The sequence below is a fragment of the Rothia sp. 11254D007BW genome (assembly GCF_053548195.1).
Map to the genome: position 1 here is coordinate 124,808 of NZ_JBPWPK010000001.1, position 16,049 is coordinate 140,856.

General features: G+C 59.7%; 15 protein-coding genes. 10 read left to right on the top strand and 5 right to left on the bottom strand.

The annotated features are described in order from the left end of the window. The first annotated feature begins 34 nt into the window (after positions 1 to 34). From ACEE43_RS00585 to ACEE43_RS00595, 3 genes are all read left to right on the top strand, one after another. Positions 35 to 1,675 (top strand): CYTH and CHAD domain-containing protein, encoded by a 1,641-nt coding sequence (locus ACEE43_RS00585; protein WP_449107492.1) that lies wholly within the window; start codon positions 35 to 37, stop codon positions 1,673 to 1,675. A 367-nt stretch (positions 1,676 to 2,042) separates the two neighbouring features. Beyond that, positions 2,043 to 2,507: a DedA family protein gene (locus ACEE43_RS00590; protein WP_449107493.1), complete on the top strand. Its 465-nt coding sequence runs from the start codon at positions 2,043 to 2,045 to the stop codon at positions 2,505 to 2,507. Continuing rightward, the gene (locus ACEE43_RS00595; RefSeq protein WP_449107494.1) at positions 2,504 to 3,430 is read left to right on the top strand and encodes a LysR substrate-binding domain-containing protein; all 927 of its coding nucleotides are present in this window, start codon (positions 2,504 to 2,506) and stop codon (positions 3,428 to 3,430) included. Before ACEE43_RS00590 ends, ACEE43_RS00595 begins: the two co-directional genes overlap by 4 nt. A gap of 32 nt (positions 3,431 to 3,462) precedes the next feature. On the opposite strand, the gene ACEE43_RS00600 is transcribed toward ACEE43_RS00595, so the two are convergent. Continuing rightward, on the bottom strand, positions 3,463 to 4,503 hold the full coding sequence (locus ACEE43_RS00600; RefSeq protein WP_449107495.1) for a mechanosensitive ion channel family protein: 1,041 nt from the start codon (positions 4,501 to 4,503) through the stop codon (positions 3,463 to 3,465). A 126-nt stretch (positions 4,504 to 4,629) separates the two neighbouring features. Here ACEE43_RS00600 and ACEE43_RS00605 point away from each other — a divergent pair, with 126 nt between their 5' ends. Genes ACEE43_RS00605 through ACEE43_RS00615 form a run of 3 tightly spaced genes read left to right on the top strand, consistent with a single transcriptional unit; the run spans position 4,630 to position 7,511 of the window. Continuing rightward, the gene (locus ACEE43_RS00605) at positions 4,630 to 5,106 is read left to right on the top strand and encodes an NUDIX domain-containing protein (RefSeq protein WP_237206247.1); all 477 of its coding nucleotides are present in this window, start codon (positions 4,630 to 4,632) and stop codon (positions 5,104 to 5,106) included. Beyond that, the gene (locus tag ACEE43_RS00610; protein WP_449107496.1) at positions 5,099 to 6,283 is read left to right on the top strand and encodes a glycine betaine ABC transporter substrate-binding protein; all 1,185 of its coding nucleotides are present in this window, start codon (positions 5,099 to 5,101) and stop codon (positions 6,281 to 6,283) included. Before ACEE43_RS00605 ends, ACEE43_RS00610 begins: the two co-directional genes overlap by 8 nt. Before the next feature lie 10 nt (positions 6,284 to 6,293). Next, on the top strand, positions 6,294 to 7,511 hold the full coding sequence (locus ACEE43_RS00615; protein ID WP_237210317.1) for a pyridoxal phosphate-dependent aminotransferase: 1,218 nt from the start codon (positions 6,294 to 6,296) through the stop codon (positions 7,509 to 7,511). 198 nt (positions 7,512 to 7,709) lie between these two features. Here the strand turns inward: ACEE43_RS00615 and ACEE43_RS00620 are convergent, their stop codons facing one another. Together ACEE43_RS00620 and xseA are read right to left on the bottom strand one after the other, a co-directional pair. Further along, positions 7,710 to 7,946 (bottom strand): exodeoxyribonuclease VII small subunit, encoded by a 237-nt coding sequence (locus ACEE43_RS00620; RefSeq protein WP_449107497.1) that lies wholly within the window; start codon positions 7,944 to 7,946, stop codon positions 7,710 to 7,712. Positions 7,947 to 7,982: 36 nt separating this feature from the next. Beyond that, entirely contained in the window at positions 7,983 to 9,305 is a 1,323-nt protein-coding gene (gene xseA / locus ACEE43_RS00625) for an exodeoxyribonuclease VII large subunit (RefSeq protein WP_449107498.1), read from the bottom strand. A 244-nt stretch (positions 9,306 to 9,549) separates the two neighbouring features. Here xseA and ACEE43_RS00630 point away from each other — a divergent pair, with 244 nt between their 5' ends. Both ACEE43_RS00630 and ACEE43_RS00635 read left to right on the top strand, forming a co-directional pair. After that, positions 9,550 to 10,749, top strand: a complete 1,200-nt coding sequence (locus tag ACEE43_RS00630) for a hypothetical protein (RefSeq protein WP_449107499.1) — start codon at positions 9,550 to 9,552, stop codon at positions 10,747 to 10,749. 20 nt (positions 10,750 to 10,769) lie between these two features. Beyond that, positions 10,770 to 11,861 carry a 4-hydroxy-3-methylbut-2-enyl diphosphate reductase gene (locus ACEE43_RS00635; RefSeq protein WP_237186045.1) on the top strand — a complete coding sequence of 364 codons (1,092 nt, stop codon included), beginning with the start codon at positions 10,770 to 10,772 and terminating at the stop codon, positions 11,859 to 11,861. Positions 11,862 to 12,037: 176 nt separating this feature from the next. On the opposite strand, the gene ACEE43_RS00640 is transcribed toward ACEE43_RS00635, so the two are convergent. Further along, entirely contained in the window at positions 12,038 to 13,345 is a 1,308-nt protein-coding gene (locus ACEE43_RS00640; protein ID WP_449107500.1) for an amino acid permease, read from the bottom strand. An 85-nt stretch (positions 13,346 to 13,430) separates the two neighbouring features. Here ACEE43_RS00640 and ACEE43_RS00645 point away from each other — a divergent pair, with 85 nt between their 5' ends. After that, positions 13,431 to 13,754: a DMT family transporter gene (locus ACEE43_RS00645; RefSeq protein ID WP_135013866.1), complete on the top strand. Its 324-nt coding sequence runs from the start codon at positions 13,431 to 13,433 to the stop codon at positions 13,752 to 13,754. Here ACEE43_RS00645 and ACEE43_RS00650 read toward each other — a convergent pair. After that, entirely contained in the window at positions 13,751 to 14,782 is a 1,032-nt protein-coding gene (locus ACEE43_RS00650) for a GNAT family N-acetyltransferase (protein WP_449107501.1), read from the bottom strand. The genes ACEE43_RS00645 and ACEE43_RS00650 overlap by 4 nt on opposite strands. 152 nt (positions 14,783 to 14,934) lie before the next feature. On the opposite strand from ACEE43_RS00650, the gene ychF reads away from it, so the two are divergent. Continuing rightward, positions 14,935 to 16,020 carry a redox-regulated ATPase YchF gene (gene ychF, locus ACEE43_RS00655; RefSeq protein ID WP_237188077.1) on the top strand — a complete coding sequence of 362 codons (1,086 nt, stop codon included), beginning with the start codon at positions 14,935 to 14,937 and terminating at the stop codon, positions 16,018 to 16,020. Positions 16,021 to 16,049: the final 29 nt, after the last annotated feature.

Here is a 16,049-nt window from a genome sequence, read left to right on the forward strand (position 1 = left end):
ACCGCCCCACGATATTCTGAGGAAGGCTAACCGTATGGCTACACACCACCTGGAAATTGAGCAGAAATTTGAGCTTGCCGATGTGAACAGTGAGGTTCCCTCGGTGGAGTGGAGCTTTGAAAGGTGGAGTGTCAGTGAGCCTGTAACAGAGCAGCTCGATGCAACCTACTACGACACCCCTTCTGGCAACCTGGGACGGCATAAGGTAGCCCTGCGCCGCCGACTGGGCGGCTACGACCAGGGCTGGCATATCAAGTTTGATGCTGCAGGCCAGCGTCATGAGGTGACCTTTGACCTGCTGTCTAACCGCTCCGCTATGCCTGCTGCGGTGAAGAAGTTTGTGCAGGTGCCAGCCCTCGGAGAGGAGCTGGAGCCTCGGGTTTCTCTAAAAACCCAGCGGACCCGTACCGTGATTCTTGATAGGGCCGGGGAGCAGCTAGCTGAGATCTGTGATGACCGGGTGCAGGCGCTTGACTATGCCACCGGCCAGGAACGGGCCTGGCATGAGTGGGAGGTAGAGCTGCTGGGGCAGACCGCCCAAGATCGTAAGCTCACGGAGGCGCTCTTTGCGGACGTTGCCCGTCAGTTGCAGGCTGTCGGGGCTGTGCCCTCGCAGTCGCCGGCTAAGATTGCCCGGGCCCTGGGTCATGACGCCGAGTTTGAGGCCCGGCGAATGGGCGGCAAAGCTAAGGGGCAGGGTAAGAAAGCAGCGAAAAAGAAAAAGAAGGCTCTGGCAGTTGAATTTCCCCCGGTGCCGAGCTCTGCTGAGCTGCTGACTCGGGTGCTTGCCTCTCACACCCAACGGCTTGCCCAAGCTGATCTGCTGGTGGCAGCGGGGGTACCCGATGCCACCCACCAGGGGCGTATTGTTGCCCGTCAGTTGCGGAGCGTGCTGAAGTATATGGCTCTGCCGTATGCGCGCAGCGGGTTTGCTTCTGCGCTTGAAGATATGATGCAGGGGTTGAAAACCTATGCCCGTCAGCTAGAAACGCACCGTAATGGCGAGCTTGTGCACCCTATGGCACAGCGGGTTCTGCAGGCTCACCCGGTGCTGGGGGAGAGCGCAGGTGCTGTCTTCGGTGCGGTCATGGAACACCAGCAGGCGGACGCTGCCGCCCAGGCCCGCCGCTACCTGGCCTCTGCCGGGAGGCTGGAACTTCAGCTGGCTCTCGAATCTTTACTGGCCGATGTGACCCTGGTTGTTGAGTTGCCGCTCAATAGCGAGAACTACGTGAATAAGGTAGCTAAGCGTTTGCGTAAGAACCTGGTCAAGCAGGGGGAACGGGCCATGGCTACCTGGCCAGAGCAGGCGGCTGATTTCTCGGCGAGCGCTGCCTTTGATGAGGGCCTACACGATGTGCGTAAGGCAGCTAAGGCGGTGCGCTACTGTCTCTTTGTTGCTGCCGATGCTGGGCTTCCCCTGACCGAGCCCCAGGCTGAGCTGGTGGCGCGGGCTAAGGCTGTTCAGGCAGAGCTGGGTGAGCTGACTGACGAGTTGACGATGGGGGACTGGCTTCTGGGCCTGCGTGCTCAGGCTAATGAGCTGGGGCTTGATCCCTTCGCGGTCGGCTACCTGCTGGGTCGCTCGGAGCTACTGGCTATGGGGCTTCGCATGACTGCCTTTGACGCCCTGCCCCGGGTTCTCAAGAAAGTAAAAGGTATCAAGCTTACCTAAGTCTGCTCGTGAGCCCTGCGGCTTCGTAGCTGACCCTCTTTAAAAAGCTGGAGGCACCCGTTAGGGTGCCTCCAGCTGCATCACACACAGGAAGAAAAGTCTTCTTTGTACCGCCTAGCCAGCCCTCCCACAGGGCCTTGCGGCTATTTGGTAATAAAAATATAACCTAATTAAGCCCCCTGTGGCTAGTCTTTGGCGAAAATTTTTTGGTTAACCTATTTTGTGGGATAGGTGAACCTAAAAAATGGCTTGTTGTGCCTTGCCACTGGGAGGAAGGGGTGATTCCCAGGTGGAAGAGGGGCGGACGCCAGCGCGCCAGACTCTGAGAACAGGCTAGACTGGTGGGGTGAGGGAATGGCTTGAAAGTTTGCACTGGGTTGCCGCCATCGGCTTTATGTGGGTGGTGGGTATTGTGCGTACCTCCCTCGTCTTTTCTCTGGGCTGGTTAGCCCAGGCTGGGGGTTCCCGCTTTGAGAAGATACAGCACCTGATGGGCCACCCCCTCTACCGTAGGGCCCAGGATTTTGTGAATCGCTGGGGTGTGCTGGCTGTTCCCGCCTGTTTCTTGACGGTGGGCTTTCAAACTGCGGTTATTTTGACTACCGGCTTTACCCGTATGCCCCTGTCCCGCTGGATTCCAGCTATGCTGGTGGGCACTTTCATGTGGGGTACCATCTACGCAACGGTTGGCATGTCGGTTGTCTGGCTTTGGCTTGAGAACCCACGGGTGGCCGCCCTGGTGCTGGCCCTGCTGGCGGCCGTCATTATCACCGCAAAAATCCGGGACAGAAAACGTTCCATGTCGCGACTACCGAAAGACACTAAGCTATGATCCTGAGCGAGCTGATTCTTGCCCACCCCGACCTGCTGGTTGATGATCAGACTGCTCGCTATGAGCAGGTGGGGCAGGTGCCCGGTCTTTGTGTGGGGTTCGTTCCCGGGGTTATGCCCGGTAAGTGGTTTACCCGGTGGCGGGAGCGCTATTCGGCGTTGGCTCCCCTGACCGACGTCGCCCTGGCTGAGGGGCAGGGCCTCGCTTCGCTCGATGCTTTTGCGGATATGGCGCTGGTGCGCGCTGAGGACGAGCCCGAAGCTCGCGATAAGAAGCGCTACCACGCGATTGAACTCTACCGGGAAACCCCGGTGGTGGTACTCCCTAAGGATCACCTGCTGACGGTGCTCGAGACCGTTCCGGTTGCTGAGCTAGCCGAAGAATTTTTACTCCAGAGCCCCGATGAGGTGCCCGAATGGCGCGATCTTTCCGCCGACTACCGGGCCGAGAACCCGCGTCCGCTACCTCAAATGAGGCACCGGGCCGACGCGATTGAGCTGGTGGCTGCCGGGCTGGGCCTGTTGGTGGTGCCGATGTCTGTAGCCCGTTTTTACCACCGCAAAGACCTGACCTACCGCCCGGTTGAGGGACTGGGTGAGTACCCGGTTCTGCTGGTGTGGAAGCGGGAGGTGCGTGAGGACGCCCGCGAGCAGGTAATCCAGGACTTTGTGGGTATTACCCGCGGCCGCACCGCTGCCTCTCATCGCGGTAGTGATAGCCGCGAGGTAGCCCTTGAGAAGCAGCGGCGCGAGAAGGAAGAGGCTAAGCGGAAGCGGGCGGCTGCTAACAAGCGCCGTGAGGCGGAAGACCGTAAGAAGCGGAACGCCCAGAAGAACGGTAACCTGCGTCAGTACCAGGCCCAGAAGGGTGGCAAGGGGAGCGCCAAGGGCTCGGGCCGAGGCTCCCGGGGCAAAAAGCGCTAAATAACAAGTTGCGCTGAGGGGCTAACCGAGAGCTAGCTCTTTTGGTCGGTCTTTTCTTCTGCTTTCTGGGCAGAAGATGAAACCACGGCGCGTTCCTCGTGTATCTCGCTGTGAATCACCGACTGGTTAGCCAGCGGAATACGAATGCCCCGCTGATCCATAGCCTTCTTGAGCTCTTCCCGGAGCTTACGCCCCACCGCGAACTGCTCGGAGGGAGCGGTCTTGACTGTCAGGCGCAGTACCACCGACTCGCCGGTTACAGACTGCACACCCAGGTACTGGGGCTTACCCGAGATGTTCTCTTTGATACCGGGTAGCTTGATGGCTTTTTGAATTGAGGTCATGAGGAAGCTCGCCATCTCGTCGATATCGGCATCGTAGGGAATGGGCAGGTCGATGATGGTGCGGGCCCACCCCTGGGAAGAGTTGCCCACACGCAGAATCTCGCCGTTGCGTACGTGCCAGAGGGTTCCGGCGGTATCACGCACCTGGGTGGTGCGCAGACCCACTGCCTCCACCTCGCCCTCGGCCTCACCTAAGTTGACCCAGTCACCGATGCCCAGCTGGTCTTCGGCCACGATGAAGATACCCGAGAGGAAGTCTTTAACGAGAGACTGAGCCCCGAAGGAAAGGGCGACACCCACTACACCGGCTGAGGCGATGACGGGGGCAATATTGAAGCCCAGCTCGGCGATAATCATGACGATCATGACCGTCCAAATCACAATCGACGAGACCGACCGGAGCACCGAGCCAACGGTCTGTGCCCGCTGGGACTGGCGGGTGCTCGCCAGAGATGTATCGGCCTTCCACCGGCTAGTTTTGCCGCCCTTTTTCTCTTCTGCTGCAACCACCCGGTTGCGGGTGCCGCGGGCGATAGAGTCGGTGACCTGGCGAATGACCACGCGCACCAGGCCGTGTAAGACGAATCCGAGGATGATAATAATGAGTATGCGAAGGGGTGCTCCCAGCCAAAAATCTAGGCTAGCCAGCCTGGCCATTATGGTTCCGGCGGCCTCAGCGCTTTCTTCAAGGGGCGTTGTTTCTGCTGCTAAAATCCCGGTTACTGTCATACCTACGAGCCTATCGTCTTTGACTGAAGAAAACCGGTATGCCAGCTGCCCGCGAACGCTAGGGCGGCGCACCTGAGCCAAGGGTGCAATAGACTGGTTTTTCAGAGACGAACAAAGGAAGAAGAGATGCCCCTGGTGATGGATACCCGCCCGGCTGCTTACGCCGTGGTGATTGAGGATGGCAAGATTCTGCTCTCCCGCTGGGTACCGCATATTCCCGGTTACCGCCCCGGCTGGACCCTACCCGGTGGCGGCATGGACCCCGGCGAACAGCCCCATGAGACTGCCGTGCGCGAAGTCTTTGAAGAAACCGGTTACCGGGTGGAACTTGACCGCCTGCTGGGGGTGCACGCGGCCTACTTTGAGCCCGAAGCCGGGGCAACCCGTCCTTTCTGCGCCCTGCGTACCATCTACACTGCCCATATCACCGGCGGAGAGCTTACTGCCGAGATTGGCGGATCGACCGACCTGGCAGAGTGGGTTCCGCTGGCTGAGCTCGACCAGCATTTCTACTACTCCCTGGTAGACGAGGCCGCACGCCTCTTAGGGTATGTGGACGCCAGTGAGTTGGCAGCCAGCTACCGGGAGGGTTCGCATGACTAGGGAAGCGACTAAGGAACAAGGACGCTCGCGCACACGGGGCTACCGCGCCCAGCTGGTTGCTCTCGCTGCGGCCACCGGCCTTCTGCTGAGCGGTTGCGGCAGCTCAACGACCGGCAGCGGTGCGACTACTTCGACCAGCCCCGCCACGACCGCTACCCTGCGTATCGGTACCGGGCTGACGGCTGAGACCCGCCACGCAGCCTATATCTACCAGGCTGCCCTGCAAGAAGCGGGCTACACCGTTGAGGTGGTTGAGACCGACGATAGCCGACCCGCCTACTTTGCCAGTATGGGGATAGACACCGCCGCCACCGCTACAGCCAGCCCTACTGAGACCGGACCAGCAGATGGGCTTGTGCATATTACCCCTGATTTGTCTGGCGACCTGCTGCTTTACCTCACCGATAACGGAGCGGTTAGCCCCACCATTATCGAAGAAGAGCGGGCTAGCGCCGCGGCAGAAACCAGCCCCGCGCCAGACTCGACTGCGAGCGCAGAAGCTAGTGTGGGCGCGTCCGCTGATTCTAGCCCTACCGCTACACCAAGTCTTACTGCTACGCCCATCCCCAGCGCTACCGCGCTCAACGTGCGCGGGCTCAGCAGCAACGACATCGTCAGCTACGTTGACCGTGCCCTGCCCGATACCGCTGAGGTGCTCTCGCCCTCGAACGCTACTAACCGGTATGGCTACGTGGTCACCCGGGCTACTGCCCAGCGCTACGGTCTGGAGACCATGAGCGACCTGGGGCAGGCCTGCTCTGAGCTCAGCCTGGTTGCCCCCGAAAGCTACGCCACCAACCCTAGCGGTGCTACCTCGCTGAGCACCCACTACAGCTGCACCCCGGGAGCTAGCAAAACCGCTGATAGCCGGTCAGACCAGGCCCAGGAACTCATCACCGGCGCAACCAGCATGAGCTACATGTACTCAGCCAGCGCAGAGATCCCGGCCAATAACCTCGTGCTGCTAGAGGACCCCGAGCGCACCCAGCTGGCGCAAAACATCGTGCCCGTCACCCGCGCCGGGGAACTGCCCCAGCAGGTCAAGGACATCATCAACGATGTCTCCGCCAACCTCGACACCGATTCCCTGGTACGCCTCAATACGCTTACGAGCGGCGATAACCCCGTTTCAGAAACCGACGCCGCCCATTTCTGGTTGACCCGCATGAAAGGGTAATCTAAATCTCATGGCATTCAAGCAATCAAAAAAACTTCAAAACGTTCTCTACGATATTCGCGGGCCCATTCTGGAAGAAGCCCAGCGTATGGAAGCGCGTGGTCACCGTATTCTCAAGCTCAATATCGGTAACCCGGCGCCCTTCGGTTTTGAAGCGCCTGAAACCATCATGATGGATATCATCGAGCACCTGCCCTACACCCAGGGCTATTCTGATTCCCGAGGCCTCTACTCTGCCCGTACTGCCATTGTGCAGTACTACCAGAACGAGGGCATCATGAACATTACGACCGACGACGTCTACCTGGGTAACGGTGTCTCGGAGCTGATTCCTATGACCCTGCAGGCCCTGCTCGATAACGGGGACGAGATTCTGGTGCCCAGTCCTGACTACCCCCTCTGGACGGCTGCTACCCAGCTCGCAGGGGGCAAGCCGGTGCACTACCTCTGCAATGAAGAGGACGGCTGGCTGCCCGATATCGAGGACATCAGATCAAAAATCACCTCCAACACCCGCGGCATCGTGGTCATTAACCCCAATAACCCCACCGGTGCTGTCTATACTCCCCAGGTGCTCCAGCAGATTGTTGACCTTGCACGGGAACACGAGCTGGTAATTTTTGCTGATGAGATCTACGAGAAGATTCTCTACGACGGCGCCCAGATGACCCACGTAGCTTCTCTTGCAGGCGACGACGTGCTCACCCTAACCTTCTCGGGTCTTTCCAAGGCCTACCGGGTCTGCGGCTACCGCGCTGGCTGGGTGGCTATTTCGGGGCCCAAGCTTGCAGCTGCCCCCTTCATCGAGGGTATTAACCTGCTAGCTAATATGCGCCTGTGCGCAAACGTGCCCGCCCAGCACGCCGTACAGACCGCCCTGGGCGGCTATCAGTCCATCAACGACCTGATTCTGCCCGGCGGACGCCTGAAAGAGCAGCGGGACCTGTCCTACAAGATGCTCAGCGAAATGGACGGCGTGACCGTGCAGCAGGCTGAGGGCGCCCTCTATCTCTTCCCCAAGCTCGATATCGATAAGTTCAATATCACCAGCGATGAGCAGTTCATGCTCGATCTGCTACGGGAACAGAAGATTCTGCTGAGCCACGGCACGGCTTTCAACTGGTCAGAGCCCGACCACTTCCGCCTGGTCTTCCTGCCAGATACCCGCACCCTGGCCGATGCCCTGGAGCGTCTGGGCAACTTCCTGGCTGACTACAAGCAGAACTAGAAAGCTTTGCAGCGCGCAGATTAGAGCAGACTCACAGCCAAGCTGCCGACCCTCTCGCTGGTTCGCTAGCTGGCTCGCAAGCTCGCCAGATTCGCACCGAGATTTGTTTTCCTCGCGCGCTCGGAATCTCGGTGCTCATCACCAGCGATTCACGCCAGCCGCCGAGCCAGCAGCTTTGCTATGAGCCTGCTCTGCACTTCAGCTCTGGTTCTGGCGGGCGGCGTCCAGGGTTGCCTGGGCGCCGTCGAGCCAGGCTTCGCAGCGCTGGGCAAGGGCCTCACCCCGATCCCACAGGGCAATAGACTCTTCAAGCGTGCTCGCACCGGACTCCATGCGGGCTACAACCTGCAGGAGCTCTTCACGGGCCTGCTCGTAGGTCAGCTGCTCAACCGGAGTGGCATTCAGCTCGGTCTTAAATTCGACGGTGTTGCTCATAGGTTTCCTTTCCTTGACCTGGTCTCTGACCAGGTTCTAGTGGTTTTTCTCGTGTACGGCGGTAACGGTTGCGTCTACAGCGCCGGCTGCCGCACGCACACTAATGTTTTGCCCCTCGTGCAGGGTGCGGGCATCGCGCACCAGCTGGCCGGAGGCGTCCTGCATCACCGCATAGCCGCGCTCCAGAGTCTGCTGGGGTGACAGGGCCGTAACCCGCGCCCGTAGCTGGCTAATAAGATCACGGTCCCTGGCAAGACGGTGGACGGCCGCGCTCGAAGCCCTCGCCCGCAGCCGCTCAATATCCTCTGACCTAGCCAGCAGGGCAGAGCCCGGGTTAGCAAGAACCGGGCGGGATCGCACCTGGGCTAGTCCGTGCCACTCAGCTGCAATCAGCTGTTCTACTGCTCGCTGCAACTGGTAGCGAGCCGATGCAAAGAGTTCTCGCTCTTCACGGACGTCCGGAACAATACGCTTGCCGGCATCGGTGGGGGTTGAGGCTCGCAGGTCTGCGGCGTAATCCATCAGCGGGGAGTCAGCCTCGTGGCCAATCGCCGAAACCACCGGAGTGTTGGCTGCGGCAACAGCCCGGACCATGGCCGCCTCAGAAAAAGGCAAGAGGTCTTCAAAGGAGCCGCCACCGCGGGCAATCACAATCACATCAATATCGGCTCTGCTATCCAGCTCAGCCAGGGCCGCGGTCACCTGAGCCACCGCGTTCACACCCTGCACCGCAACCTCCCGCACCTCAAAATCAACGGCGGGCCAGCGCAACGAAGCGTTACGGATAACGTCCTTCATAGCATCCGAATCACGACCGGTAATCAAACCCACCCGGCGGGGGAGCAAGGGCAGGGGCTTCTTACGCTCGGGACTAAAAAGACCCTCAGCCTGTAGCTTGGCGCGTAACTGCTCAATGAGCTCCAGCATAGAGCCCACACCCACCGGCTTGATGTTAGAGCCCTGCATCGATAGGCGGCCGGTCTTCACCCAGAAATCAGGCTTGAGCTGCAAAACCACCCGAGAGCCCCGCTCCAACTGGCCCTGCACCTTAGCCATCTCTGAGCCCCAGACCGTAACCGATACCGAGACCTCCTGCTCAATATCGCGCAGCGTCACATAGGAAACCCTGCCGCGGTGGTTGAGCTCAATAATCTGCCCCTCTACCCAGGTCGGTACGCAACGGGCAATATACTCGTGCATCTTATTCGACAGCACATGTAGGGGCCAGGGGTTATCGACGCTGGTCTGGCCAGCGCGTTCCGCTAGTTGCCGGGGTGCGCGCTGGGCCTGCTGTTCTTGCTGGGCCTGTAGCTGTGCCAGCGTCAGATGACCGGGTGCAGAATCACCAAAACTGTTCATACACCTACTTCTACCACCGCTGGCTGACACTTTAAGCATTGAGCCAAGAAAAACTGTCTTCTTTCTGCTGTGGGGTTTTTGAAAGGTTACGCAGGCTCACGCTCGCTGCCGACCCTCTCACCCGGTTCGCTAGCGCTCACAAGGTGATTCACGCCAGCCCCGAGCCAGCAGCTTCGCTGTGAGCCTGCTCCACCTATAAGAACTGCTCAAGCAAATACTCAGTAAGACCGGCTACTATGCAAGCATGACGGGTACCCGCAAGAGCACAGAAGACTACGGCGACGGCAACTGGACAAACCCCTATGTTCAGGCCGAAAATCAGCGCGCCCAAGAAGCAGCCCAGGCAGCCTACGCCCAGCAGCCCCAGGGCTACACCCACCCCTATGCAGAGCCGGCCTCGGCTCACTATGCCCAGGGGGCCTACCCTCCTGAAGCGCAGGCGCAGGGGGTAGCGTCCGCCCCGGTGGTTTCCTATGCGCCCCCACGGGCGCCTCGACGTCAGCGCCGCCGTCCGGCCTTTAGCCTAGCCAGGCGCTTTCTCTGCGTCCTGTTGGCCCTCCTTACGCTGGCTACCGGGCTGACCGCAGCTACAGCCTACTGGGCACAAACCACCCTGGTAGATACCGAAAACTTTGCGGCGATGACCGAGTCCATCGCCTACGATCAGGACTTCCAGACCAGTCTGGCAAGCGCCGTTACCGACGACATCATGGCCTCACCCGCTATCGAAACCTACCTGGGCGACGGGAACTCCACCGCCTGGTACGGGGGAGTGCAGAACTGGCTCTATGACCAGACCTATACCCTGGTTGACGGGGCTACCAACTCGCTGGTGACCTCCGATGCCTACCCCCAGCTGTGGGCCCAGGTGATTTCAGATACCCACGCCTATAACTTCTCGGGTGAAAGCCGCCCGGCGGTGCTTGACCTTTCTGCCCTCTACGACCAGGCTGGGGCGTCTGTGCAGTCGGCGACCGGCTTTGGTGTTGATACCTCAAGTCTGCCCGGCCGTACCATCACCCTGGATACGGGGCAGAACATCTGGCCTATCAATTCCACTATCAATACCCTGATATGGCTGGCCTCCCTCTGGCAGCCTCTGCTGGTGGTTAGTGGCGTATCCGCCCTGCTCGGGTTCCTGCTCTGGCCCCGCAACCGCTTCGCCTACCTAGCCTTCATCGCCTTCAGCGCAGCAGCCCTACTCTGGATCGCTGGCCTCCTGGGTGGCGGTGCCTCCCTCACCGCCGGGATACAGCTACCGGCTAGCAACGCGGCCGTCCTTTTCCTGCAAAAACTGTCTGAAACTATCACCGCATCTTTCGCCAGCTACCACAACGGCCTAGCCCTCAATCTGCTGATTGCGGGGGCAGTACTGACACTTCTTGCTCTTCTCTCAGCGATCATGGGGCTGACTGCGAGAGAAGCCACTGCACGCACCCGCTAGAACCACGTAGGATAGAGACTATGTCTACCCAAGAGAAGACCATTGAACTGGGTCTGCCCACCGTACCCCGCGTGCGCAGGACCCGCGAAGAAGTTGAGGCAGCCGCCCCCACCGGCGACAAGAAGGTGCTCCTAGCAGCACCCCGTGGCTACTGCGCCGGTGTTGACCGCGCCGTCATCGCCGTTGAAAAGGCCCTAGACCACTACGGGGCTCCCGTTTACGTGCGCAAGCAGATTGTTCACAACCGCCATGTGGTTGAAACCCTCGAAGCTCAGGGCGCAATTTTTGTGGACGAGGTGGAGGAAGTCCCCGAGGGGGCCGTCACCGTCTTCTCCGCCCACGGCGTGTCACCGGCTGTTGTGGCCTCAGCGGAAGAGCGTCAGCTCAATACCATCGACGCTACCTGCCCGTTGGTTTCCAAGGTGCACCGCGAAGCTGTGCGTTTTGCCAAGCAGGACTACGACATCCTGCTCATTGGCCACACCGGCCACGAAGAGGTTGAGGGTACCGCTGGCGAAGCCCCTGACCATATTCAGATTGTGAACTCACCTGACGAGGTTGATCAGGTGACCGTGCGTGACCCCGAGAAGGTCGTGTGGATTTCACAGACCACCCTATCTGTGGACGAAACCCTTGAAACCGTTGCCCGCCTGCGCGAGCGTTTCCCCACCCTGCAGGACCCGCCCTCCGACGACATCTGCTATGCGACCTCTAACCGTCAGGGCGCTATCAAGGAGATCGCTCCGAAGGCTGACCTGGTGATTGTGGTGGGTTCGACCAACTCGTCGAACTCTGTGCGCCTGAAGGAAGTCGCCCTGGAATACGGCGCTAAGCAGGCCTACCTGGTGGACTACGCCAATGAGGTTGATGAGGCCTGGTTCGAGGGTGTGACCACCGTGGGTCTGACCTCTGGCGCTTCTGTGCCCGAGGTGCTGGTACAGGACGTGCTGCGTCTGCTGGCAGACTACGGTTACGTTGACGTTGAGAAGTTTGAGACCGCCAAGGAAGATATTCTCTTCTCGCTACCCAAGGAGCTTCGCGCGGCCCTGAAGAATGATTCGGGTGAGCCCGCGATGCGATTGGGAGGACGAGGAGCGAAGCCGAGTAGGTAAAATCGCGAAGCGATCGGCTCGGCTTCGCAACGAAGTCCTCTTCCGTTAAAAATTTGCCCACGATTGGGCAAATTTAGGAAGTGAGGAGCACAGCCGAGTCGGTAAAATCGCGAGCGAACTCCTAGCGTGCCCAGAAGAAAAGGCCCCCTCACGGGGGCCTTTTCTTGTGGGGCTGGTTAGCTGGGGATCAGACCGTAGACGACGGCGGAGAAGGCTGCGATACCTGAAATCACCACGAAGATGTTGGAGAGCTTGCCGCGGTAGGGGGCCAGTGCCGGTACCTTGTGGATGGCCCACATGGGCACGATGAAGAGTACCAGTGCCATGACGGGGCCGACTAGGGATTCGATGAGGGAGAGGACGCTGGGGTTCAGCACGGCGGCGACCCAGACGGTGACAACGATGAAGACGTTGATTGCCGCGTTGAGGGCCTTGTCGCTGATGCGTTTTTTCTCGGGGTCGAAGTTTTTACGGACGATACCTGCCGCTCCTTCGTGCCCGCCGAGCCAGTGGCCGAAGTAGGAGGAGACGATGGCAGCGATGGCTACGATGGGGCCGAGCCAGTTGATGAAGGGGGCGTCAAATTCGTTGGCCAGGTAGGAGAGGATAGGGAGGTTGGAGGCGCGGGCTTCAGCCAGGCCGTCCGGACCGATGGCCAGCACGCAGGACCAGACAAAGCCCATGGTGAAGAGGGTCAAAATAATAGAAGTTACTCGTAGCACTCGGGAGGCCTTGACCGAGGCGAAACCGTGGTACTGCTTGCGCATGGCAACCGAGAACTGGGAGATTGCCGCTGCGTGGTAGAAGGAGAAGACGAGGACGGGCAGCATGAGCCAGAGGGTCATCGAGAAGTTGCCGGGAGCCGGCACCTGGCTAAAGCCGTCCAGCGACCAGTGAGGAATCAGGTAGAGAGTGAGCACGGCGAGCACCAGAATGAGGGGGTAGACCAGGAACTGGGTGACCGTGAGCATGAGTTTCTGGCCGATGATCATGACGGCGCTCATGGCGCCGACCAGCAGGGCGGCGAGGAGCCAACGGGGTAGGGGTTCTAGCCCGAACTGGTTGGTGAGAAAGGAATCGACCGTGTTGGTAATGCTGACACCGTAAATCAGCAGAATGGGGTAGATGGAGAGGAAATAGAGCAGGGTAAAGATTTTGCCGAAGCCTCGGCCAAAGAATTCTTCGGCGACCTCGGTGATGTCAGCGGTTTGTTTGGAACTGGCAGAAACCATGCGGGAGAGCCCGCGGTGAGCCAGGAAGGTCATGGGCCAGATGAGAATTGTGGCGGCTAGTAGCGGCCAGACGCCACCGGCACCCGCGTTGATGGGGAGGAAGAGAATGCCCGCGCCGACGGCTGTGCCAAAGAGGCTAACGGTCCAGGCTGTGTCGGTGCGGTTCCATTTTGGGGCCCGGGTTGCGGCGTCGCCCATTTCGATGGCTGCGGTGGAGACATCGGTGTATTCGTTGCTGCCCTTGTGAGACATACAAAAACTCCTAGATTCACATCCTTGTGAGATACGCGTACTTATTATTCTAGCCTTTTTTGTACGAGCCATGCAGAATGGGCCTATGCCCTACCTCTTTCTCGCACTCGCCATTGGCTCGGAGCTCATCGCCACCACCCTGCTGAAATACACCGAGGGGTTCACCAAACTGTGGTTTACCCTGGGCTGTCTGGTGGGCTATGGCTTTGCCTTTTTCATGCTGTCGCTGGCGGTGCGGGACATTCCGGTGGGGGTGGCTTACGCCCTCTGGTCGGGGCTGGGTACCGCCGCTATCGTCGCTATCGGTGCGGTCTTCCTGGGGGAGCCCATCACCCTGGTCAAGGTGGTGGGTATTTCCCTGATTGTTGCCGGAGTTCTGGTGCTCAACCTGGGCGGGGCTAGCCACTAGTTCTGGTAGCAGATTTCTTCCCAGACGGGCCGGTAGCCCAGCTCCTCATTAACCTTGATCATGGCCGGGTTGACGGCCGAGTTCATGGTAATAATTTGCCGAATGTGGGGCGCGGACGCCGGTAGGCGGGTATGGCTGAGCATCTTGAGGGTGCGGGAGAGGCCAAGGCCGCGGTGCTCTGGCATGACCACTGTAGATGCCTGCCAGGCTGAGGCATTGCCCGGCTGGGTGGGGTAGCTCAGTACTGTGAGGGCAGCAATCGCCCCCTGGTGTAGGGCGACGGCATAGATGAGCCCGTCACCGGCTGCGTGAGCTTGGGCCTCCATCTCTCGTAGGCGCTCCGGGGTGAAGTCCGCGGCGACCTGCTGGGCCTCACCTGTTGGTTCGTCTGCTTCCAGCTGATGGTAGGCGGCGGCAGCTGATTCTATGTACCGTTCGGGAATGCGCTTTTCCCAGACTTCAAAGATATAGGTCGGGTCGGCTATTGCCTTGCGTTCAGCCGCCTGCACAAGGCCAGTAGGAATTGGCAGGGGAGCGATTCTCGTGATAGCAGAATTCTTAGGTTTCAGCCCCAGAAGAGCCGCAACCCTATTGATAGGCAGGGCGGGGTCGTCCTTGTTGTCATCCTGCATGAGGTAGCCGTAGTAGGTGATGTGGGCGCGTCCACTGGGTTTAATAGCTTCGGCCAGGGCGTGACGGGTGAGCGCCTCTTCAAGACCCCGCCCCTCAAAGCCGGGGTGGACAGCGAGTGCAAAAGTGAGGCCGTCGAGGTTCTCTTTCAGAGGGAGTGATACCAGCACAATACCGAGAATCTTCCCCTGAACCTCTGCAACCCAGCGATGTTTTTCATGGTAGCTAGTGGGGCTAAGAATAGCCCGCCGCTCTTCGATAGATGTAGTTGACGGGAAACCATAGAGCTTTTCATCGCAGGCAGACTCTAGAGCATTGAGCTGCTCCATGTCGTTATCGGAGTCAAGGTTGATGGGGCGAATAGTGGTGTCCCGAGGTGAAAACTGCGCTACTGTCATGCTGACCAGCATAAAATACTGTGCTCTAAGTAACAAGAGGTGGGTGTGTGGAAGCTGCCTGACCGACCCGCTGAGGCCGGGCGTCCGCACCGCGTGCAGGGCTTCACTGACGCTCCCGTGCTCGCTTGACTCACCCCTGTAAACTAGAAACCGTGGCTTTAACTATTGGAATTGTGGGTCTGCCCAACGTCGGCAAGTCGACCCTCTTTAACGCACTGACCAAAAACAACATCCTGGCAGCGAACTACCCCTTCGCGACCATCGAACCCAACGTGGGCGTCGTCAACCTGCCCGATGAGCGCCTGGCTCGCCTGGCTGAAATCTACGGTTCCGAGCGCATTCTGCCCGCGACCGTCTCCTTCGTTGATATCGCCGGTATCGTTCGCGGCGCCTCCGAAGGTGAAGGTCTGGGTAACCAGTTCCTCGCGAACATCCGCGAGGCACACGCCATCGCCCAGGTCGTCCGCGCTTTCGATGACCCCGACGTCATCCACGTCGACGGTAAGGTAGACCCCGCCAGCGATATGGAAACCATCAACACCGAACTGGTGCTGGCTGACCTGCAGACCCTGGAAAACGCTATTCCCCGCCTGGAAAAGGCCGTTAAAATCAAGAAGGGCGACCCTGCCCAGCTTGAGGAATACAAGAAGGCCCAGGCCGTACTGGAACAGGGCGACACCCTGATTTCTAAGTACGAAGAAGCCAAGATCGATATGGCCTTGCTCAAGGAGCTGAACCTGCTCACTTCCAAGCCCTTCATTTACGTCTTTAACTCGGACGAGGGCGTCCTCGCCTCTGAGGAAAAGCAGGCTGAACTGCGCGCCATGGTCGCCCCCGCTGAGGCCGTCTTCCTGGATGCCAAGCTTGAGGCCGACATGGTTGAGCTCTCTGAAGAAGAGGCCCGCGAAATGCTGGAGATGAGTGGTCAGGACGAGTCCGGCCTCGACAAGCTGGCCCGTGTTGGCTTCTCCACCCTGGGCCTGCAGACCTACCTGACTGCCGGCCCCAAGGAAACCCGCGCCTGGACCATCACCAAGGGCGACACCGCCCCCCAGGCAGCCGGCGTCATTCACACCGACTTTGAGCGCGGCTTCATTAAGGCTGAGGTTGTCTCCTTCTCCGACCTGGACGACGCCGGTTCGATGGCTGAGGCCAAGGCCCGCGGCAAGGTCCGCATGGAAGGCAAGGACTACATCATGCAGGACGGCGACGTGGTGGAGTTCCGCTTCAACGTCTAACTTTGTAGCCTCTGATATCCTGATGGCCG